Here is a 21,046-nt window from a genome sequence, read left to right as displayed (position 1 = left end):
ACCCCGCGATGACCTCCACAGCCCCCGGACAGGGCGCCCCCGCTTCAGGGAGCCCGGCGGTCCTGCGCCTGTGGAACGCGCGCAAGACATTCCCCGGCGGGGCGGCGACGGCCGAGAGCCTCGACCTCCGTTTCCCCGCCGGGGAGCTGACCGCCCTGCTCGGCCCGTCGGGCTGCGGAAAGACCACGCGGCTGCGGAGGATCGCGGGGCCTGAGAGCCCCTCGTTCGGCCGCCTCGAGCTGGGCGGGGAGGACATCGCCGACATCCCCGCCCGCAAGCGCCGCGTCGGCATGGCGTTCCGGAGTTTCGCCCCGTTCCCGCCCCTGAGCGTCGCCCGAAACGTCGCCCGCTCGCGGGCCATCGAAGGCGAGGCGAGTTTCCTGCCCGGCACGCTCGAGCGCGGAGAGGCGGCGCCGCCTTCCGGCGCCCGCCTTACCGTGGCGCCCTCGCCGAACGTCTTCGACGGAGCGGCGCCGCCGCTCGCCTGCCGTCCGGCGCGGACCTTCCTGGCCGGCGAGCCCGGCTCCGTCACGCTGGCCGGCCGAGACGCCTTCGTGCGCGATATCGGCCAGGCCCGCGAGATCCACGTCGAGCCCCCGCCGGCCCCCAGGACTGCGAGCTCCCCTTCTCCAACCCCTCGCGCCCCAGGGTCCGCGACGAGGTCCGCCTGTTCGTTCCTCCCCGAGCTGATCCGCGTCTTCCCCGCCCGGGACCGGGCCGAGGCCGCATGACCCCCGTCAGCCCTCACAGCCACCAGGCCGGCGCCCCTCCGACAGCCCTCGGCCCCCCGGCCGGCCCGTCTTCCTCGCGCCTCCAACGCCTCCCCGCGTTCGACCGTCCCTCGCCTCGCCAGCCACGCCCCCGGTCGCCCGGCCTCTCCCCTGGCGCCAAGCGCCTGTTCTCCGGAGCCGTCCGTCGCGGATGCCGATCGGAGCGACTCGTCTGCAGCGGTCCAGGATCGCGAAGCGACCCCCGCAGGGGGCTTGTCCTTGACCGCTGCGGGCGAGTCGCTCAGGCATCTTCAGCGACGGACGGCTTCGGAGGACAGGCGCGGCCCTGTTCTCGGGTGGGTCAGGAGCGCCCCTTCCCGCGGCCCCCCGGCCGCGCCAGCCGAGCGAGCCCCGCCTCGCGAGGCCCGTCCCAGGCGCCCCCCCTCGCAGCGCGCCGCGGGCCCGACGCCCGTCCCCCGCGCGCCCCTCGACGCGGCGCCCCCGCTCCCGCGCAATGACGCCCGCGCCCGACCTCGCTCTGCGCCCCGCCCCCGCCATGCTGGAGGCCGCGCGCACCATGGGCGCGCCCCCTCATGGTTATCCGAACGGCGGTGAGGTCAGCAGCCCGGCCGCCGCTGGTCGGCGAGATGCGGCTGCTCATCGTCCGCCTGCCGGGCGCCTGCGTGGCGGTGAGGGTCGTCGCCTATCGGTCCCGGCCGACGCTGACCATTGCCATCCCCGGATCTGTCCGCGGCCCGACCCTCGAGGCCCCCTTCTGCGCCGCGCAGGCCGTGATCCTGCTGCTGACCGCCGGCGGCTTCCTGCCGGCCTCCCCGAGGCCAGCGCGCCTGTCAGAGGGCGCGTCATGACCGCCGGCCTCCTGCTCGCCTGGCCCGCCTGCGGGCTGTGGCGACGCGACACGCGGCTTTCGAAGCGGCTCGCCTGCGCCGTGGCGATGCCCTTCGCGCTGCCGTCGATCGTGTTCGGCGTGGGTCTGGGGGTCCTCTGGGCCGTCTCGGGCGGGCTCGGCACGATGCCCGCGGGCATCCTCTCGCACGCCGCCCATCACGGGGCGCTGCGGCTCGCGACCATCTCCGCCGGGCCGCCGTCGATCGACCGCGCCCATCTCGACGTGGCCGCCACCTTGGACGCGCCCGAGCGCATCGCGGTCCGCGCGATCGCCCTGCCCCAGACAATTTCCTGCACGCTGTCGGGGCGCGTCTTCGCGCTGGCGCTCAGCTCCACCGAGTTCATCGTGATGGTCTTGGCCTCCCCCTCGACCCACGCCACGGCGACGCTGCAGATCTTCAACTCGCTGCGCCGCGTCTTCACCCTGACCAGAGCCATGGGCGCCATCGTCTTCACCCTCACTCCATCGCCGTCCTCGGCTGGATCGCCCGCTTCGGCGACCTGCCGCGGCCGATGGGGGCCGATCCGTCCCGTCGCCAGAAAGGCCCGCCCGATGCCCCGCCAGCCCCTGTTCGTCGGCGCCCCGGTGGCGCTCGTCCTCGACACCCGGAAAGGCGGCGACCCCGACGGCTGCGACGTCGGCCTCGCCAGAATGCCCGGCTCGCGCGCCAACAGGGGGATCGACGCCGCCGAGAGCGTGCACTGCGTGGACGGTCTCGAGGGATACCAGATCGCCGTCGTGGAAACCGGCTGCAGCCCCGTCGAGGATTGCCCTGTCCCCAAGCGCCGCTATTCCCGCTTCCCTGGACCCGTGCTCGAGATCCTGCTCAAGGGCATCAAGACCCGGACGCTGGCCCTGGGCAGGGGCCTGACCGACGCGCGCCGCTACGACACCTCCGCCGCCGGCCACCAGCACGAACACCGCCGCCGGATCGGGCGCGACGCGGTGGGCGGCAGTTCCGACGCGGCCCACGCCGCCTCGCTGCGCGCCATGGCGCACCTGCAGGAGCGCGCGCCGCCCTCGACGGCCGACATCCTCGCGGGCCTCGCCGCCCTCAGGTCGGCCGCCTGAGATGACCGCCCCGCCCCCGGCCGCCGACCCTCCCGGCCCGCTGCCCGCCTCGCTGGCGCTCGAGCCGACGCTTCAGGCCGTGCAGGGCCTGTGGCGGCGCGAATGGCTGCGCGCCCCGGGGCAGGAGGATACCACGACCGAGGTGCACTGGATCCAGGCCGGCCGCCTGCATGTCGACCTGCGCCTGCCCGCCGACCTGCCCGACGTGCGCGGCGCCCGGTCGCTGGCCGACCTGCCCCCGCGGGTGCTGCGCGCGCTGGCCCGCTCCGAGGGCTTCGCCGGCGCCACCGCGGTCGAGCGGGGGGTCTGCACCTGGACCCGCCGGGTCAACTGGCGCGGGCCGCTCGACGGCCCCGACGTCGGGGCCCTGTTCTTCGAGGAGGACGCCCTGCTCGAGCGCGGCGTCTTCGCCGACTACGCCGAACTGTGGCGGCGCGAGCCCGCCGCCCCCCCGCTCGTCGCCCGCCAGCTTCGCCGCGTCGACGGCCAGGCCGCGGTCCTCGCCCGCGCCGGCGACCGGTTCCTGCTGGGCCGCGGCGCCCCCGGGGCGCTCGCCGCCCTCGCCGCCCTGCCCGAGCGGCTGGAACGCGCCCTCGCCCACCGCCACCGCGGCGCGCTTCGGCGCCTGTTCGACCAGGAGTTCTGCCGCGGCCGCCTGACGCCCGAGGGCGGCATCATCGAGCGCTCGACCAACCCGCTCCGCGAGGGCGCGCTCGCCTTCCCTCCCGACGCCTTCGTCGCCGACACCGTCCGCCTGACCGCCCAGGACTTCGACGGCGCAACCCAGACCACCTCCTGGATCCCCGTCTGACCGCGCGCGGCCGGTCACGGCCCCCCGTCCGCCACAGGTCCTGCCGCGAGCGCCTGTTCTCCGGAGCCGTCCGTCGCTGATGCCGATCAGAGCGACTCGTCCGCCCCGGTCAGGGATCGCGAAGCGACCCCGAAGGGGCTTGTCCTTGACCGGGGCGGGCGAGTCGCTCAGGCATCAGAAGCGACGGACGGCTCCGGAGGACAGGCGCGGCTTGTTCTCTGGTGAGTTCGGAAGCGGCCTCTCCCCTGCCACCGGCGCCCCCCATCCGGGCCCCGCGACAACGGCCCTCCCAGGTCAAAGCCCGCCCGCAGGGCGCCTCCTCACCCCCACCTGCCGAGGTAATCGGCGCAGATCTCCCGCATCCGCTCCTGCCCGAAGCTGGCGTCATGCCCGCCGTGCACGACCGAGACCGACAACCTCGCCAGCCGCTCGAGCGTGACGAGATAGTCGCTCATCACCCCGATCGGCAGCAGCGGCCCGTCATAGATCGCGTCGCCCGAGAACAGCGTCCCGTCCGCCTCGTCCAGCAGCCCGATCCCCCCCGCCGAGTGCCCCGGCAGATGGATCACCGTGAATCCGCGCGAGCCCAGCTCGACCCGGTCGCCTTCCCCCAGCAGCCCCGTCGCCGGCGCCGGCGTCAGTCGGTAGGCCGAGGGATCGAAGGCCTCGAAGGGCCGCGCGTCGATCAGCAGGTCGGGCAGCGGCCGATAGCCCTCCGCCGCGAACCCGTCGCGCATCGCCTGGGGGATCTCGTCGCGAAACAGCGTCGCGAGCCCCGAATCCGTCTTCTCCAGGTCCGCCGCCTCGGCCGGGTGGATCAGCCGCGTGTCAAACTCCCAGGATCCGCCCATGTGGTCGATATGCGCGTGGCTCAGCACGTGGACCAGCGGCCTGGACGCGTCGCGCAGCCCGTCCACGAAGGGCGCGAGCCGCCCCACGCCCATGCCCGAGTCGATCAGCATGTCGCGCTCCGACCCCTCGACCAGCCAGAGGTTGGCCTGCAGCAGCGGGTCGAGATGCGGCTCGACGATCTTCGTCACTCCCGGCGCGACCGTCTCGGCCCGCCACCACTCGGCCACCGGCAGCGCCAGGGCGCGCGCGCGGACCTCCGCGCCCACCGGATCGCTCACGCCCCCGCCTCCCGCTTCACCGAGCAAGTGACGTAGTTCACCGTCAGGTCGCGGCCCGAGATCGACCAGCTCCAGGTCAGCGGGTTGAACACGAAGCCCTTGCGGTCGACCACCTCCAGCCCCGCGGCGCCGATCATCGTCGTCAGCTCGTCGGGGGTGATGAACTTCGACCACTCATGCGTGCCCTTGGGCAGCCAGCGCATCACGTGCTCGGCCCCCACGATCGCCATCATGAAGCTCTTCGGATTGCGGTTGAGGGTCGAGCACACCATCAGCCCCCCCGGCCTCACCAGCCGCGCGCAGGCGCCCAGATAGGCGGCGGGATCGGGCACATGCTCGACCACCTCCATGTTCAGCACGGCGTCGAACTGCTCCCCCGCCTCGGCCAGCGCCTCGGCCGAGGTGGCGCGGTAGTCGATCGCGAGGCCCATGGTCTCGGCATGGATGCGGGCCACGGGGATGTTGCGCTCGGCCGGGTCGACGCCCACCACCGTGGCGCCCATCCGCGCCATCGGCTCGCACAGCAGCCCGCCGCCGCAGCCGATGTCGAGGATCCGCAGCCCCTTGAACGCCTCGGGTTGCGAGGGATCGCGCCCGAATTCGGCGGCGACCTGGTCGACGATATAGCCCAGCCGGCAGGGGTTCATCATGTGCAGGGGCTTGAACTTGCCGTTCAGGTCCCACCACTCGGCCGCCATCGCCTCGAATTTGGCGATCTCGGCGGGGTCGATGTTGGTCCCCTCCACGCGCCGCGCGGCGTCGGAGGGGCTCTGTGTGTGTTGCGTGGGCGTCATGTGGCGATCCGCTCCGCTGCCGGCGCTTGTGATCCGCGCCCGATGTGACATAGATCGGACATGCGCGAAAGCGAAGCCGACATCTCGGCCCGCCGGGCCCTCTATCCGGCCATCGAGCCCTACGCCCGGCTGCGGCTGGAGGCGCCGGGCGGTCACGACCTTTACGTGGAGCAATGCGGCAACCCCAGGGGCAAGCCCGTGGTGGTCCTGCATGGCGGTCCGGGGGGCGGCTGCTCGCCGGGGATGCGGCGGTTCTTCGATCCTGACGTGTTCCGGGTGATCCTGTTCGATCAGCGGGGCTGCGGCCGCTCGCGCCCGCACTCCAGCCTCGAGAACAACACCGCCTGGGATCTCGTCGCCGACATCGAGCTGATCCGCGAGAAGCTGGGCATCGACAAGTGGATCCTGTTCGGCGGCTCCTGGGGCGCGACCCTGTCGCTGCTTTACGCCGAAACTCACCCCGAGCGGGTCGAGGCGATGGCCCTGCGCGGCATCTTCCTGATGATGCGGCGCGAGCTCGCCTGGTTCTACGGCGGCGGCGCCGGCCAGTTCCGCCCGGTCGAATGGTCCCGCTTCGCCGAGGCGATCCCCGCGGCCGAGCGCCATGACCTGATCGCCGCCTATCACCGTCGCCTCACCTCGAGCGACCTGATGGAACAGACCCGCCACGCCCGCCTGTGGGCCGGGTGGGAGGCCGCCTGCGCCACGCTTCAGGGCGGCGGCGGCCACGGTCCCGACGGCGCCTACGCGCGCGCCTTCAGCCGGATCGAATGTCACTACTTCGTCCACCAGGGCTGGCTGGAGCGTGACGACCAGCTTCTGGCCGACGCCCCGCGTCTGGCCGGCATCCCCGGTCATATCGTGCAGGGCCGCTACGACCTGATCTGCCCGCCGCTCTCGGCGCAGCTGCTGCACGAGGCCTGGCCCGGCTCGCAGCTGCACATGATCCAGAACGGCGGCCACGCGCTGTCCGAACCCGGCATCGCCGCCAAGCTGGTCGAGATCATGAACGGGATGCGCGGCTGAGCGGGGGTCGACCCTCGCCCCCCCCGCCCCCACGGATCGCCTGACAGCGACCCGCCGGACAGCGAAAGGGCCGCCCTGAAGGACGGCCCCGTTCCTCGCCGGACGCTCCCCTCGATCAGGCGGCGCGTCTGCGCCGGCCCGCCATCCAGAGACCCGCGAGCCCCACCGGCAGCAGCGCCAGCCCCGCCGGCAGCGGCACGGGCGCGACGGCCGCTCCAGCCTCCAGATCGCCCGAGGCCTCGATGTTGACCGATGTGCTCCCGGTCCCGGGATCGCCGAAGCCTGACAGCTGCCAGTCGACGACGCCGGTATCAAGGAACACCAGCGCCTCGTTCAGCAGCCCTTCGCCGGCGGTGAAGCCGAACGTGCCGGAATAGCTCCAGTCGAACGGATCCAGCCCGTCCCAGGAAATCTGCAGCGCGCCCGCCGGGGTGCTCGTCTCATCGACCAGCCGCAGCGCGTCGATCGCCGACTGCAGCGACGCGTCCGAGGTGGTGACGGTGAAGTCCTGGATCCCGGTCACCTGGTAGAGCCCGGTCGAGACCTCGGCCCCGACCAGCACGCCCGAGATCGCCACGTCGTCCGTCGCGATCGTGCCCAGGTAATTGGTCCCGCCCAGGGTCGCCGCAATCCAGCTGGCGTTGATCACCTGAAAGGGAAACGTCGCCGCTTCGGCCGCCGGCGCGGCGAGCGACAGCGCGAGAATCGCCGCGCTCGTCCGGCCGGCAGTCTTTAACGCTCTGTTCATAAAACCCACGCAACGCTACGCCACACTGCGAGTCTGATAATACAGATCTCAATTGCGAACAATGAAACAGTAAATGAACGCACCGCGTCGCGTTCAATATTAACGAGACTTAAGGCCGTTCATCTTGCCCAGAGCCCGAGCCGCCCGTCTCCGCCCACCCATGGCTGCGGTCGTAGGACGAGGGCGAGGGCGACGCCCACCCCGCCAGCCTGCTCGGATCGGGCCTCAGCACCTCCATTCGCAGCGGAAAACACGCCGCCGCGTCCGAGGAATGCGAGGCCGAGCAGTCGCCCCCCGGACAGGCCGACAGCCCCGCCAGCAGGTCGATCTCGGCAAACAGGGTCAGCGCGTCGCCCGGGCGCACCGGGCTCGCCTTCATGAAATACTGGTGCGTGTCGCGGGTGAAGCCGGTGCACATGAAGACGTTCAGCACGTCATGAACCAGCGGCTCGGCGGCTTCCGGGGCCAGATCTGCGGCCTCGGCCAGCGCCCGCACCAGATTCGAGTGGCAGCAATGGTGGTAGTCGCCCCCCGAGAGCAGCCGATTCGCGTAGGGATCGCAGCGCGTGCCGATCACGTCGTGCACCCCGCCGCCGTCCGCGTCGAAGCCGTACCACTCCAGGTCGTCGGCCACGATCGTCGCCATCGGGCGCAGGAAGGGCAGCGTGCTCCACAACCGATGGCCGCGGGTGACATGGGTCCCGTGCAGCGCCCGGGTCTTTCCGGAGAAGAAGCGCTCCTGCAGGTCGTGGGCGTTCCACAGGTTCAGGTCGCCCACCTGCGGACCCTCGACCGAGACGATGCGCAGGAAACTCCCCGCCGGTACCCGCACGCAGCGCGCCTCGCGCGCAGGCGCGGTCACGACCTCGACCGTCTCGGCCGAGGCGAGGGCCGCGGCGTACATCGCAAGGTCAGGCGCCGGCAGCGCATCGTCGGGATAGGCCACCACCGGCCGCGCCGCCCGGCGCAGGTCGGCGTCGTCGGGTTCGGGCACGGCGGAGGGCGGACGCGGCATCGATCTCTCCCGAAGCGGATCGCGGCCACCCTGCCCGGGCCCGCCGCGCAAGGCCAGCCCGCGGAGGGCGCCGCCCGCCACGCCCGACGCCCGCAAGGCCGTCGCCGCAAGCCGTCCCAGCGCCCCGCAACCGCGAAACCGCCCTGAGCGCCCGGCCCCCTTGCGACCTTGCGCCAAGAAACGGCGCTCCCGGGCGCCGCGCCGGCCGCGCGCCGCGAGCCTGACATCGGTCCCGGGCGCAACGCCGGTCGCGGCGGTCCCGGGCGCTACGCCAGCCTTGCGCCGCGCGCCGGACATCGGCCACACGCGCAAGGCCCGACACGGCGCCTGCGCCTCAGGCGCCCAGGCCCGGCGCCGGGCAGTCCAGCGGGGCCTTCTCCCGCCCCGCCTCGACCAGCGCCGGACCGCCGGCGCCGGGCAGCCAGGCGGTCACCCGCCCGTCCTTCAGCGCCACCGCCCAGCAGCGGCGATCCTCGGGATGGTCGTCATAGATGAAACAGATCTCGCCGTCCTCGGCCTCCCAGCGCCCATGCAGGCACAGGCCCGACGCGTCGCGCCACTGCACCGTGCCGCCGGGAAAGTACTGCTCCGAGCCGAACAGCCGCCCCGCCAGCCCATAGTGCAGGGTCCACCCCTCCACCGCCCCGGCGAACCCGGGGCCATCGAGCGTGGGCCCCGCCCGCGCAGCCCCTTCCGGGCCCGGCGCCTCTGGCCCCGGCGCGCGCTCCTGCGCGGCGCCGCCGCCAGCGGCCAAGGACAGCGCCAGCGCCGCGGCCAGCCGGCCGAAAGGCCGCCAGCCGCGCCTCCCGCGCACAGCTCCGCAGCGGCGCGGCCTCAGATCTGCTTCTCCGGCATCCGGACCACCAGGCCCTCGAGCTCGGGCGTCACCTTCAGCTGGCAGGTCAGGCGGGAGTTCTCCTTGGGCTCGAAGGCGAAGTCGAGCATGTCCTCCTCCATCGCCTCCCGCTCGGGCAGCGTCTCCAGCCAGGCGGGGTCCACGTAGACGTGGCAGGTCGAGCAGGCGCAGGCGCCGCCGCAGTCGGCCTCGATTCCCGGAATGCCGTTGTCGCGCGCGCCTTCCATCACGGTCAGGCCCTCTTCCACGTCCACGACGTGCTCGGTTCCGCCGAATTCGATGTAGGTGATCTTGACCATCCAGGCCTCTCCTGCCTCTGGCGCCTCGCGTTGGGTATCGTCGGTCCTAGCTTGCCTCGCGCGCAGAGGCCAGACTCAACGCGGCCCGATTTCAACGCGAGGGCCAGGCCGCCGCGCCCTGCTGGTCGCCCAGCCGCCGCGCCAGGCCGTTGACGAACAGCCACCCCGCCCAGCCCGCGACCACGCCCGCCGCCGCCATGCCCGCGGCCTGGGCGTAGACCACGCCCTCGGGCCCCTCGATCGCGCCGGCGACCAGCCACAGCATCGCCGGCACCGCCAGCCCGTCGCGCCCCCAGTTCACCGCCATCGCCCCCAGGGGCCGGCCCAGGGTGTTGAAGGCCGCCGTGGCGACGAAGGCGCAGCCCGCAAACAGGAAGCCCGCCGCGCCCAGCGTGGCGAAGGCGTGGACCACCGCGCCCCCTTCCGCCGACAGGCTGAACCCGGCCGAGATCGCCCCCGAGGCGGCGTAGAGAATCGCCCAGATCGCGCCCACGTAGACGATGCAGAACGCCACCGCGTCGCGATAGGTCCGCACCACGCGATGCATCAGCCCGGCGCCGTAGTTCTGGCCGAAGATCCCGCCGATGGCCCCGGCCAGCGACAGCACGCCCGCGAAGGCCAGCACCGTCATCCGGCTGACCACCGCCCAGCCCGCCACCGCGCTGGGCCCGTATTCCGAGATCGCCGCGGTCAGGATGGCGTTGGCCACCGGCGTCGACATCTGCGCCAGGCCGCTGGGCGCCGCGATGTCCAGCACCCGCCGCGCGTCGGCGCGCACCGTCCGCCAGCGCGGCCGCGCCACCAGGTCGTGCACGCCCACGCAGAAGCGATAGCCCATCGTCGCCGTCATCACCCGGGTCAGCGCCAGCGCCAGCGCCGCGCCGGTGATGCCCAGGTCCATTCCCGGCAGTCCCAGCACCGTTTCGAAGATCAGGAACGGTGCCGCCAGCGCCACCACGATCCCCGCCGAGAGCGTCACCATCATCGCCCGCCGCGCATCCCCCGCCGCCCGCAGCAGCGAGGAGCCCAGCATCCCGAAGGTCATGAACGGCATTGTCGGCAGGGTGATCGCGAGGAAGTCGACCGCCTCTTCCAGCACCTCGCCCTCGGCGCCCAGCGCCGCGACGATCGGACCGCGCAGGGCGGTCAGCGCCAGCGCGCCGATCACCAGGAACCCGCAGGCCAGCGTCATGGTCGAGCCCGCAATCCGGCGCGCCCCGGCGCGATCCCGCGCCCCCAGCGCCCGGCTGACCAGCGCGCCGGCCGCGATCGAGAACCCCATCCCCATCGCCACGGTGAAGAACTGCAGCGTCCAGGCGTAGCCCACCGCCGAGGTCAGCCGCTCGTCCCCCAGCATCGAGACGTAGAGCAGCGTCACAAAGTCGACGAGGAACATGAAGGTCAGGCCCAGAGAGCCCGTCAGCGTCATCACCGAGACATGCCGCATGATCGGCCCGGTGGTGAAGCGCCCGGCCTCGCCCTGGGGCAGGGGGGCCGGCGTCTCGGGCAGGCCTGCGTCAGCCATGAGCCGTCTCTCCGCCTGCGCTTGTCCGGACACCTGCAGGCGCTGTTCCCGGCCGCGCCTGCGCGCCGGACCCGCGGAGGGGACGCGTCGCGCAGGCGGAACGTCCGGGCATGCGGCGCGGGAGGGGGGGGCGGGCCTGCATCACGCGCGCCCGGTCACTCCGCCGGCGTGGCGGGCGGCGGCGGGGTCGTCGGCGTGCGCATGGCCAGCGTCGTCTCGCGCCCCTCGTCGGGATGGCGCGGAATCAGCCGCGCCAGCGCCAGCGAGCAGCCCGCCAGACCCACCGCCAGCACGAACACCGCCTCGGGATTGATCAGCCACAGATAGCCCAGCGCGGCCGGCAGGAACACCGCCGCGATATGGTTGATGGTGAAGGCCACCGCCGCCGTCGGCGCGATGTCGCCCGGCGCCGCGATCTTCTGGAAATAGGTCTTCAGCGCGAAGGCCATGGCGAACAGCAGGTGGTCGATGACATAGAGCGCCGCCGCGGCCCAGGCGGGCCAGTCGAACACGTAGATGCCCGCATACAACGTGAACACCAGCACCAGGCCCGAGTATTCCAGCGTCAACGCCAGCCGCTCGCCGAAGCGCGCGATCAGCCGTCCCACCAGCGGCGCAAACAGCATGTTGGCCAGGTAGTTGATCAGGAACAGCGCGGTGACTTCATGCACCTCGAAGCCGAACTTTTCGACCATCATGAAGGCGGCGAAGACCACGAAGATCTGCCGCCGGGCCCCCGAGAAGAACTGCATCAGGTAGTAGAGCCAGTAGCGCCGGCGCAGCACCATCTTCTTGAGCTGGGGGTTGGGCGCCTCCCACTTCGGGAAGGCGAACCAGGCGAAGATCGCGACGGCCACCGTCGCCGCGCCGCCCACCATGTAGACCGTCTCGTAACTCAGGTCGAAGGCCTTCCAGGCCCCCACGATCAGCGCATAGGCCACCAGCGAGGCCCCGGAGGCCGCCGCCAGGATCCAGCCGAGGATCTTGGGCGCCTGCTCCTTGGTCAGCCATTGCAGCTGCAGCGACTGGTTCACCGTCTCGTAGTAGTGAAAGCCCAGGCTGCCCACGAACGTGGTGATCAGCAGGCCCCCGAACGTGGGAAAATAGGCCGTTACCGCCACCGCGGCGCCCAGCGCCAGCAGGGAGATCAGGGCCAGCGTCTGCTCGCGCACGAAGATGATCACGGCGATGACGCCGATGGCCGCGAAACCCGGGATCTCGCGCACCGTCTGCAACCAGCCGATGTCCGAGCCGTCGAAGGAGGCCGCCTCGATGACGAAGTTGTTCAGCAGCGCGTTCCAGGTCGCGAAGCTGAGCGGCATGCCCGCCGCAAGCAGAACCAGAAGGGCGACCGGTCGGCGCCAGGCTGGATAGTTCGGGGCTTCTGCGATGGGGACGGGCTTGCGGCTCATAAGGCGGCCTTAGCCGTTCCGCGGGAAGATGGCGAGTGAAATCGACTTGCCGCCGGTCGGAGGCGCCCCGCTCTGCCCGGCGCCGCGGCGGCCCACTCCCCGCCGCCTCGACGCTTGGCTGGAGGAGCTGCGCATGACGGCGCCGTCCCGCCGTGCGCTGGAGATCCCGCAGCGGCGCATTCGCGCGCCGCCGCCGTCTGAAAACGAAGAAAGCCGCCCGAAGGCGGCTTTCCTGAAGATCGCGTGCGGAGCGGAAGCTCCCAGATCAGCTCTTGCGACGGCGGGAGGCGAACAGCCCCAGGCCGGCCAGCGCGGCGCCCAGCATCGGCAGGGCGGCGGGCAGCGGCACCGGCGACGCGGGCGGAGGCAGATCGCCGGTCAGCGAGTCGGCCACGCCGCGCACGCCCAGCGACAGACGGAAGCGGTAGTCGGTGCCGGCGGCCAGGCCGGCCGTCACATCATACGAGCGCGTGCCGCTGTCCGAGCGGAACCCGGCGGAGCCGCCGGCATCGTACGCCAGCTGATGGTCGCCCGTGTTCACGTCGTCGAAGGGAGTGGCGCCACAGAAGTAGCTGGTCGTGCCGCAGTTCGGCATCCAGTTGCTCCACGTGGTCGTCCCTGCGGCGCGGGTCTGGTAGGTCACAAACCAGTAGGCGCTGGCCCAAGTGGTGTTGCCGCCGCTGTCGGCCGTGCCGAGCAGGTAGTCGAGGGTCATGTCCAGCGACAGATCGGTGCTCGCCGTCAGTCCGGTGACCGTGAGAACGGTGCCGAGCGTCGAGGCATTGTTCGTATTCTGAACGGTGCGATTCTCGTTCGACCGACGGAAGCCGCGCGCCTGCGACGCACCGGTCGCGACGCCCGACAGCATGATGTCGAACTCGCCCGACACGCTGCCGGTCCCCGAACCGCTGGTGCTGTTGGCCTGCTGGCTGATCACGCTCGAGCCGCCGCCCGCGTCGGAATAGAAGCCGCCGGCATTCACGCCCGAGTAGTAATTCTCGATGCTGATCGAGCCAGTGCCCGACAGCGATGCGGTCGTCGTGGTGTCCACGTCGACCGTGTAGCTCGCGTAAGCCGACGCCTGCTGCGGCGCGACGAAAGCCACCCCCAAGAGCGCCAGGCCGACGATCCCCACATTCTGGCTGCGCATTCCCAACTCCATTGTTTGACGGACTTTCCCCGGTCCGCGTCACATATATGCGAGGGCTCAACGGAAGACCCGTTGCTCCTCGATCCAGAGCGTTTTAACAGACAATGCAGAACGTGAGAAGCGCAAAACAGCCTTGCCGATGAACGCCCCCGCATAGAGAGACAAAGCGCCGCCCCATGCCCGACCGTTCCCAGGATTCCCCGTTTTCCTTCCGAAAGGTGGGTATGGTGTCGCTCGGCTGCCCCAAGGCGCTGGTCGACTCGGAACGCATCCTCACGCGCCTGCGGGCCGAGGGTTACGCGTTCTCGCCCGACTACGCCGGCGCCGACGCGGTGATCGTCAACACCTGCGGCTTCCTCGATTCGGCCCGCGCCGAGTCGCTCGAGGCCATCGGCGAGGCGCTGGCCGAGAACGGCAAGGTCATCGTGACCGGCTGCCTCGGCGCCGACGCCGCCTTCATCAAGGGCCAGCATCCCCGGGTGCTCGCCGTCACCGGCCCGCAGCAGTATGAGCAGGTGGTCGCCGCGGTGCGCGCCGCCGCCCCCGCCACGCCCAACCCGCTGATCGACCTGGTGCCGCCTCAGGGCCTTAAGCTGACCCCGCGCCACTACGCCTGGCTGAAGATCTCCGAGGGCTGCAACCACAAGTGCGCCTTCTGCATCATCCCCCAGCTGCGCGGCCCGCTCGCCTCCCGCCCCGTGCACGCCGTGCTGCGCGAGGCCGAGAAGCTGGCCGAGGCCGGGGTGCGCGAGCTGCTGGTGATCTCCCAGGACACGTCCGCCTATGGGCGCGACCTGCGCCACCCGGTCCATCCCTGGCGCGGGCGCGAGTGGCGCACCCACATCCAGGACCTGGCCGAGGGGCTGGCCTCGCTCGGCCTGTGGACCCGGCTGCACTACATATATCCGTACAAGCATGTGGACGCGCTGATCCCGCTGATGTGCCGGACCGATGGCGAGACCCCTCCCGCGGGGCTGCTGCCCTACCTCGACATCCCCTTCCAGCATTCCCACCCCGAGGTGCTGCGTCGGATGCGCCGGCCCGCCGCCTCCGAGGACACGCTCGAGCGTCTCGCCGCCTGGCGCGCGATCAATCCCGACCTCGTGGTCCGCTCGACCTTCATCGTCGGCTTCCCCGGCGAGACGGAGGCGGAGTTCGAACATCTGCTCGAGTGGATGGAGTCCGCCCAGCTCGATCGCGTCGGCTGCTTCAAGTACGAGAACGTGGTCGGCGCCCCCTCCCGCGATCTCCCCGACCATGTGCCCGAGGCGGTGAAGGAAGAGCGTCACGCCCGGTTCATGGAGACGGCGCAGCGGATCTCGGCGGCGAAGCTGGCGGCCAAGGTGGGAACCCGCCAGTGGGCGGTGGTCGACGCGATCGACGAGGATGGCGACGCCGTCGCCCGCACCCCCGCCGACGCGCCCGAAATCGACGGCAATGTTTTCGTCGAGGGCGAGGGATTTGCGGTCGGCGAGACGATCCGCGTCGAGATCGTCGACGCCTCCGAATACGACCTCTTCGCCCGCAGGGTGGACTGAGCCAGGCCCCCTTCAGGTATCCGCGGAGGGGGCCGGCCGGCTCAGCCGCCCCCCGGTCCGGCCACGTCCTCGCCCGGCGCTGGTCCGCCGCGGATCCCCTGCATGATCATGTAGACCTTGCCCGCCTCCTCGATCAGTTCGAAGCCGATGAACCGGGTGCGATAGCCCGGCTCTCCGGTGCGGCGGTACGTTTCCTTGTGGAACCAGACCGTGCCCAGGCCCTCGCCGTGCTCGACCAGGTCGAGCGGCGCATCGGGCCCGATCTCCCGCGCGATCACCTGCCGGCCCCAGAGCGGCCCGTTGCGGATCACCACGCCCCGGCGGTCGGTTAGGACATACCGCGTGCCGGCCCGGCGGCGCGGCTCATACCAGAACCCTGCCAGCAGGGCGGCGCCGCCGAAGCCCGAAGCGATCAGCGCCGGCAGCATCACGAACAGGTCCGCGTCGCCCTGCAGCGCCCCGGCAAGCATCCACAGGCCCGCCAGCAGCGCCGCGGTCCCGAAGATCAGCGAGGCGATCTGCGGCAGTCCCCAGCGGAACCCCGCTCGCGGCCGCCCCCGCCAAAGCACCGTCTCGCCCGATGCCGGCCCGATCCCGTCCTCGTCCTCCATGCGCCGAGAGTCCTCCGCGCGGGAGCCGGAATCAAGCCGGACCTCGGCGCGCCGCTCGAGGCGTTGCAGGGCGCGGCCGCCTCCGCGGCGGCGCGCGAGGATTGCGCGGCCATGGTCGGCGACGGAGCGCCGGCGGCCCCGGCGCCGGCCGGATCGCGGCCGTGCAACGGGCCGCCCCGATTCTGAACGGATTTACAATATCTTGGCGCGCCAATACTCTATCAACCAACCGGCGCTAGGCTGCGTCCGGGGCGTGATCGTCGAATCTGTCGCGTTGTGGGGTGTCGTCCGGGCTCTCCAGTATGCGGCCCGCGCGACCGCGCCTGCCCCGCCACCGCATCCGGCCGCCGTCGCAGGCGGCGTCGGAGATCCGCTCCGCACCCCGGCTTGTCCGCGTTTCGCCCCTACGCCCTTCCCCTTGGATTGGATCCCAATGCTCACGGCCTGGCGCAAGACCATGCACATGCTCGACGCGCAGGAGCGTCGGAGTTTCTGGCGACTGCTCGTCCTCGTGGTGCTGATGAGCTTCGCCAACATGGTCGGCATCGCCGCGATCATCCCGTTCCTGAGCGTCCTGGCGGACCCCGAGTCCACGACCGGGGACGGGATCATCGCGCAGGCCTATCGCGCCGGCGGCTTCGAGAGCGTGCAGAGCTTCCAGGTCGCGCTCGGCTTCTTCGTGCTGGCGGTTTACCTCGGATCGATCGCGATCCGCGCGGTGTCCGGCTGGGCGCTCGCCCGGTTCTGCACCATGCGGATCTACTCGATCTCGGCGCGGATCCTGCGCGGGTATCTCGGTCAGCCCTACATCTGGTTCCTGGGGCGGCACAGTTCCGACCTGGTCAAGACCGTGATGAACGAGACCACGATGATGGTGCAGGGCACGCTCAATCCCCTGATGAATCTGATCTCCAACGCCGCGGTCTCGCTGGCGATGGTGGCGATGCTGATCCTCGCCGATCCCATGGCAGCGCTGCTGATGGGGTGCCTGCTGGGCGGCGGCTACGTGCTGTTGTCGGCCTGGGTCCGGGCCCGTCAGGCCTCGGCCGGCCGCACCCGGTTTGCGGCCACGGCGCTGTGCTATCGCATCGTTCAGGAGGCGATGATCGGCGCCAAGGAGATCAAGGTCCTGGCGCTCGAGCGGGAGATGCTGTCCCGCTTCCACGCGCCCGCCATGGCCAGGGCGAGAGCCGACACGACCAACCGGGTGCTCACGGAGGTCCCGCGCCACCTGCTCGAAGGGCTGGCCTTCGGGGGCATGATCCTGGTGCTGCTCATGATCCTGCAGGTGAACGACGGCGATCTGGGCAAGGTGCTGCCGATCGCCGGCGTCTATGCGCTGGCGGGCGCGCGGCTGATGCCGGCGATGCAGGCGATCTATGGCAGCCTGTCCTCGATCCGCTACCAGGCGCCCTCGCTGAACTCGCTCTATGACGAGGTCCTCAGCGCCGACAAGGCGGGCGAGCGGCTTCCGGAAACGGACGGCGCGCCCCTTCGACTGACCCGGACGCTGGAACTTCGGGACCTCGTCTTCGCCTATCCGTCCGCCGACCGCCCCGCGCTCCGCGGCGCCTCGCTGCGCGTCGAGGCGCGGACCACCGTGGGCATCGTCGGGGGCACAGGCGCCGGCAAGTCCACCGCCATGGACGTCATGCTGGGCCTGCTGGAGCCGCAGGGCGGCGAGATGCTGGTCGACGGCGCGCCGGTCAAGGACCAGGCCGCCCGGCGGGCCTGGAGGCGCTCGATCGGCTATGTGCCCCAGCACATCTTCCTCGCCGACGACACCGTGGCAGGCAACATCGCCTTCGGCCTGCCGCCCGAGAAGATCGACATGGACGCGGTCGTGCGGGCCGCCCGCATGGCCGAACTCCACGACTTCGTCACCGATCAGCTCTCCGACGGCTACGAGACGCTGGTCGGGGACCGCGGCGCGCGTCTCTCCGGCGGGCAGCGCCAGCGCGTCGGCATCGCCCGGGCGCTCTATCACGACCCTGACGTGCTGATCCTCGACGAGGCGACCTCCGCCCTCGACAACGTCACCGAGCGGGCCGTGATGGACGCGCTCGACCGGATCGGCGGCGCCAAGACCGTGATCATGGTGGCGCACCGCCTCTCGACCGTGCGCAAGTGCGACAGGATCTTCCTGTTCCGCGACGGCGGCGTCGAGGCGAGCGGCAGCTACGACGAACTGGTCGAGACGAACGAGACCTTCCGCGCGATGGTCCAGGCGAGCGAGTAAGACTTGCCGGGCGCGTGCCCGCCTCCGCTCAGCCCGAAATCCCCTCGAACACATAGAGATAGACCGAGGCCGGCGGCAGGCCGCAGGCCGGCGCGCCGGTCTCGGGCCCCATGCGGAAGCGGCCCGGATCGGCCGGCGGCGTCAGTTTCCGCACCTCGATCCCCACCCGGTCGGCGTCGACGTTGTGCGCGTCGGGGGGCCCGTCCATCCGGCGCAAGGTCAACGAGGCTGCCGAGGCGAAGGGCAGCGCCACCTCGACCGGGGTGCAGCCCGGATCGGCCTCGTCCGCCGCTGCGGCCGGGAAGTTCGGCAGCCGGCGCGAGATCACGAACAGGTTCAGACGATCGTCCCGACGCGTGGCGTAGACCGCCACCTGAGGCGCGTCCGCGACCGCTTCGCGCCGACGCCCGGCCGGGAGTTCCAGGCCCGGAACCTCAAGCGTCTCGACGGCGAGCATCTCGCCCAGGCCCTCGCGATTCATCAGTTCGATCAGCTTCCACGAGGGATAGGCCTGGCCGCCCATCGGCCAGCGGGCATGGGTCTTCCAGTAGCGCCCGGCGCCGAACGTGAAGAAGTTCTGCATCCCGTAGCCCTGCGCCGAGAGCGCCAGGAAATTGTCGAGCGTCGCGACGCCGGCCGCCTGGCTCTTCATCACCTGCTCCTGGACGAGCGCGCCGTCGGGCCCGAGCCCGCGCAGCACGTAGCCGGGCCCGCCCTCGTAGGTCCCCACGCTCAGCGGCGCGCCCCGCTCCCGGGCGGCCTCGGCGGCCCAGTCCATGTGCTTGCGCGCCAGCGGCAGCGTGTTCTGGCTGACCCAGTTCAGCAGGGTCGAGAAGTCCTGCGGCGTGCCCGTCGGGGCCTCCTGATCGGTGTCCCAGCCGCCGATGTAGGGGCCCAGCCCCACGAAGGCCGAGCCCGGCGAGCGGCGCGCCGCGACCTCCCCGTAGGCGGTGATGTTGAAGCCGCCCAGCGCGAAGGTCAGCTTCCCCTCGAGGCCCGCGGCCTCCCACCAGGGGCTGGCCCGCAGGCGCGCGATGACATGGGCCTGGAACAGGCCGTAGACCTCGGCGCGGGACAGGCGCTCGCCGGTGGCGGCGTCGGTCATCTCGGGGAACGCCCAGGGGCGGAACAGGCCGTTCCAGGTCTCGTTGCCGAGCTCGATCCAGATCTGCTCGAACGCCTCGGTCCAGGGCGCCGCCCGCCCCTGCCGAACCCGCTTGTCGGCCCAGGGACCGGCCCCGGCGGGGGCGGCGAGGTATTCGAGCAGCCCGTCCCATTCCTCGGGCGCCAGGTGCGGCTCGATCTGCAGCCACGGCGCGGCGCCCGCCCCCTGCGCCATGCGCAGCATCTGGGGCAGAGAGGCGCCCCCCGCCGTGCCGCTGGGCAGCCCCGGCGCGTCGGTCAGCTGCGCGAGATCGTAGGTCGAGACGCCGGTCTTGATCAGCGAATGCGTGCGCAACGCCGAGACCCGCGCCGCGCGCAGCCGGGCGTATTCCTCCTCGCTGAAGTCGAGCCAGGGCACGCCGGCGCGACGGATGCGCAGGTTGTCGACGCCGAACCGCCCCTCCCCCTCCAGCGTCAGCGCGAAGTTTCCCCGCGCCCGACGCGCCGCCTCGCGCCCCTGGAAGGTGACCGAGACATGCCGCCACTCCGGGCCCGTGGCGAACAGGCCCGGACGAAGGCTCCGCGCCCAGTCGCTGTCGCCCAGCGCCTCCAGCCGGACGCGCCCCGGCGCGTCGCTGCGCACCCAGGCCTCGAGGACATAGGGTTCGGGGCGGATCACCTCGTACCAGTGCTGGTCGTCGCCGCCGAAGCCTTCGCCGAGCAGCTGCACCGGCTTGCCAAGTGTCAGGTCCAGCTCGAGGTAGGTGCGCCCCGGCTCGGTCACCGGCGTGTCCGGCGCGTGGGGGCGCAGGCGCCAGGGGGCGCCGCCCGCCTCCTCGGGCCAGCGGCGCAGGGGACGCGGGCGCAGCCGCTCGGCGCCGCCCGCGTCCCAGATGCGGTCGGTCTCGTAGTCCTCGCGCGCGACGCCGAGGAATTCCTTGTGCAGGATCACGAGGTCTCCCGCCTCGATCCCCGGCCGATCGCCGCCGCCCTCGAGCGCGACATAGTGCCCGCGCTGGGCCTCCGGGGCGGTCGCGCTCCGTTCGATCACGTAGCCGCGCGCGCCTGGGACCGGCGCCCACGAGAGACGCGGCGCGCCGGGCGCCTCGCCCGAGATCCGCAGCCCGTGGGGGGCCGGCGGCCCGTCTCCGCCCTCCCGCAGCCCGCCCTCGAATCGAGGGGCCAGCCCGGTCAGCGTCTCGAAGTCCCCGCGCCGATGCGCGTCCGCCCGCGCCTGTCCCTCGGGGCTGGTCGCCGTGACCGCCGTCGAGGGGGCCGAGAGCGCGCCATCCCGCCCCACTGCGCGCACCCGGAACCAGGTTTCGGCGCCGGGGCGGCTCCACCGCTCCCACCCGAGGTCGACCGTCAGCATCTCGGGGCCGAGCGCCCCGGCGCCGGTGAGGCGGGTCCAGCCCTCGGCCACGAAGCCGCCGGTGGCCACGCGATCCCGACGCACCAGGCGGAGCTCGCCGTCGCGGACCCGGTAGATGCGCGCCTCGGCCCCGTCCAGCGCGCCGCTGCGCAGGCTGTCGAAGCCGGAGATGGCCTCGGGTTCGGCCAGCACCCGGTCCTGCGCGGCGGCGGAGGCGGCGAACATCGTGCGATGGATCGCCGGCTCGAAGCCCCCGCCCGAGACCAGCCGGGCGCCGTTGCCCACGTCGGCGACGGTCACCGACACGGCCGGCACGTCAGGATTGATCCCTCGCCCGGTCACCACGAAGCGGGCTTCGGAGGCCGCGACATCGCCGAGGTTCAGCGCTGCCAAGGCCGCAACCGCAGCCGCCAGAGCCAGACAGGCGCCCCGCATGCGCCGGACGCGGAGCGGGGCCGATCGGCCTCGCGTCATGCCGGGGAAGGAGCGCATGCAACTGTCAGAAGCGCGCCGGCGGCGGAGGGCGGCGCGCCGCGCTCCTGCCCACGGCGCGATCCCCATCGCGATCATTTCCGGCGGGTCGGCGGCGAACCTCGTCGCCCGGCCGCGCCGCCGAGCCCCGGCCGCACCGGCGCGCCGCGGGCGGGCCTCTCCGGTTCGGGCGAGGACCGCCTGGGTTCGGGGGAGGGCTGCCTGGGTTCGGGGGAGGGCTGCCTGGGTTCGGG

The 21,046-nt window shown here is 72.1% G+C and carries 18 protein-coding genes; 7 read left to right on the top strand and 11 right to left on the bottom strand.

Going from position 1 to position 21,046, the window contains the following annotated elements; genetic code table 11:
* The first annotated feature begins 8 nt into the window (after positions 1-8).
* The 4 genes from AAC134_RS19695 (at position 9) to AAC134_RS19680 (ending at position 3,502) form a co-directional block, all read left to right on the top strand.
* On the top strand, positions 9-731 hold the full coding sequence (locus tag AAC134_RS19695) for an ATP-binding cassette domain-containing protein (protein ID WP_339950840.1): 723 nt from the start codon (positions 9-11) through the stop codon (positions 729-731).
* 572 nt (positions 732-1,303) lie between these two features.
* Positions 1,304-1,579 (top strand): hypothetical protein, encoded by a 276-nt coding sequence (locus tag AAC134_RS19690; RefSeq protein ID WP_339950839.1) that lies wholly within the window; start codon positions 1,304-1,306, stop codon positions 1,577-1,579.
* Positions 1,576-2,691: a hypothetical protein gene (locus tag AAC134_RS19685; RefSeq protein WP_339950838.1), complete on the top strand. Its 1,116-nt coding sequence runs from the start codon at positions 1,576-1,578 to the stop codon at positions 2,689-2,691. The genes AAC134_RS19690 and AAC134_RS19685 overlap by 4 nt, the downstream gene beginning before the upstream one ends.
* Before the next feature lies 1 nt (position 2,692).
* Positions 2,693-3,502 (top strand): hypothetical protein, encoded by an 810-nt coding sequence (locus AAC134_RS19680; RefSeq protein WP_339950837.1) that lies wholly within the window; start codon positions 2,693-2,695, stop codon positions 3,500-3,502.
* Positions 3,503-3,822: 320 nt separating this feature from the next.
* Here the strand turns inward: AAC134_RS19680 and AAC134_RS19675 are convergent, their stop codons facing one another.
* Positions 3,823-4,632, bottom strand: coding sequence for an MBL fold metallo-hydrolase (locus tag AAC134_RS19675; protein ID WP_339950836.1), 810 nt, complete (start codon positions 4,630-4,632; stop codon positions 3,823-3,825).
* Positions 4,629-5,426: a bifunctional 2-polyprenyl-6-hydroxyphenol methylase/3-demethylubiquinol 3-O-methyltransferase UbiG gene (ubiG, locus tag AAC134_RS19670; RefSeq protein ID WP_339950835.1), complete on the bottom strand. Its 798-nt coding sequence runs from the start codon at positions 5,424-5,426 to the stop codon at positions 4,629-4,631. The genes AAC134_RS19675 and ubiG overlap by 4 nt, the downstream gene beginning before the upstream one ends.
* A gap of 60 nt (positions 5,427-5,486) precedes the next feature.
* Between ubiG and pip the strand changes: the two genes are divergently transcribed.
* The gene (gene pip, locus AAC134_RS19665; protein ID WP_339950834.1) at positions 5,487-6,452 is read left to right on the top strand and encodes a prolyl aminopeptidase; all 966 of its coding nucleotides are present in this window, start codon (positions 5,487-5,489) and stop codon (positions 6,450-6,452) included.
* A 115-nt stretch (positions 6,453-6,567) separates the two neighbouring features.
* On the opposite strand, the gene AAC134_RS19660 is transcribed toward pip, so the two are convergent.
* The 7 genes from AAC134_RS19660 to AAC134_RS19630 all read right to left on the bottom strand — a co-directional run bounded on the left by AAC134_RS19660 (position 6,568) and on the right by AAC134_RS19630 (position 13,457).
* Positions 6,568-7,200: a hypothetical protein gene (locus AAC134_RS19660; protein WP_339950833.1), complete on the bottom strand. Its 633-nt coding sequence runs from the start codon at positions 7,198-7,200 to the stop codon at positions 6,568-6,570.
* 109 nt (positions 7,201-7,309) lie between these two features.
* Positions 7,310-8,215 (bottom strand): DUF1989 domain-containing protein, encoded by a 906-nt coding sequence (locus AAC134_RS19655; RefSeq protein WP_339950832.1) that lies wholly within the window; start codon positions 8,213-8,215, stop codon positions 7,310-7,312.
* Between the two features lie 334 nt (positions 8,216-8,549).
* Complete coding sequence (locus AAC134_RS19650) at positions 8,550-8,855, bottom strand: hypothetical protein (protein WP_339950831.1); 306 nt, start codon at positions 8,853-8,855, stop codon at positions 8,550-8,552.
* 194 nt (positions 8,856-9,049) lie between these two features.
* Positions 9,050-9,370, bottom strand: coding sequence for a 2Fe-2S iron-sulfur cluster-binding protein (locus AAC134_RS19645; RefSeq protein ID WP_339950830.1), 321 nt, complete (start codon positions 9,368-9,370; stop codon positions 9,050-9,052).
* A gap of 91 nt (positions 9,371-9,461) precedes the next feature.
* On the bottom strand, positions 9,462-10,895 hold the full coding sequence (locus tag AAC134_RS19640; protein WP_339950829.1) for an MATE family efflux transporter: 1,434 nt from the start codon (positions 10,893-10,895) through the stop codon (positions 9,462-9,464).
* A gap of 155 nt (positions 10,896-11,050) precedes the next feature.
* Positions 11,051-12,307 carry an MFS transporter gene (locus tag AAC134_RS19635; RefSeq protein WP_339950828.1) on the bottom strand — a complete coding sequence of 419 codons (1,257 nt, stop codon included), beginning with the start codon at positions 12,305-12,307 and terminating at the stop codon, positions 11,051-11,053.
* A gap of 265 nt (positions 12,308-12,572) precedes the next feature.
* Complete coding sequence (locus AAC134_RS19630) at positions 12,573-13,457, bottom strand: VPLPA-CTERM sorting domain-containing protein (protein ID WP_339950827.1); 885 nt, start codon at positions 13,455-13,457, stop codon at positions 12,573-12,575.
* A 176-nt stretch (positions 13,458-13,633) separates the two neighbouring features.
* Between AAC134_RS19630 and rimO the strand changes: the two genes are divergently transcribed.
* A complete protein-coding gene (gene rimO, locus AAC134_RS19625) occupies positions 13,634-14,995 on the top strand; it encodes a 30S ribosomal protein S12 methylthiotransferase RimO (protein ID WP_339950826.1) in 1,362 nt (453 codons plus the stop codon).
* Between the two features lie 41 nt (positions 14,996-15,036).
* Here the strand turns inward: rimO and AAC134_RS19620 are convergent, their stop codons facing one another.
* Positions 15,037-15,606 carry a hypothetical protein gene (locus AAC134_RS19620; protein WP_339950825.1) on the bottom strand — a complete coding sequence of 190 codons (570 nt, stop codon included), beginning with the start codon at positions 15,604-15,606 and terminating at the stop codon, positions 15,037-15,039.
* Between the two features lie 433 nt (positions 15,607-16,039).
* Here AAC134_RS19620 and AAC134_RS19615 point away from each other — a divergent pair, with 433 nt between their 5' ends.
* Positions 16,040-17,845 carry an ABC transporter ATP-binding protein gene (locus tag AAC134_RS19615; protein ID WP_339950824.1) on the top strand — a complete coding sequence of 602 codons (1,806 nt, stop codon included), beginning with the start codon at positions 16,040-16,042 and terminating at the stop codon, positions 17,843-17,845.
* 28 nt (positions 17,846-17,873) lie between these two features.
* Here AAC134_RS19615 and AAC134_RS19610 read toward each other — a convergent pair whose 3' ends face one another.
* Positions 17,874-20,714, bottom strand: coding sequence for a hypothetical protein (locus AAC134_RS19610; protein WP_339950823.1), 2,841 nt, complete (start codon positions 20,712-20,714; stop codon positions 17,874-17,876).
* Positions 20,715-21,046: the final 332 nt, after the last annotated feature.

Source organism: uncultured Albimonas sp. (assembly GCF_963977235.1).
GTDB lineage: Bacteria > Pseudomonadota > Alphaproteobacteria > Rhodobacterales > Rhodobacteraceae > Albimonas.
This window is presented reverse-complemented; position numbering and strand designations above follow the sequence as displayed.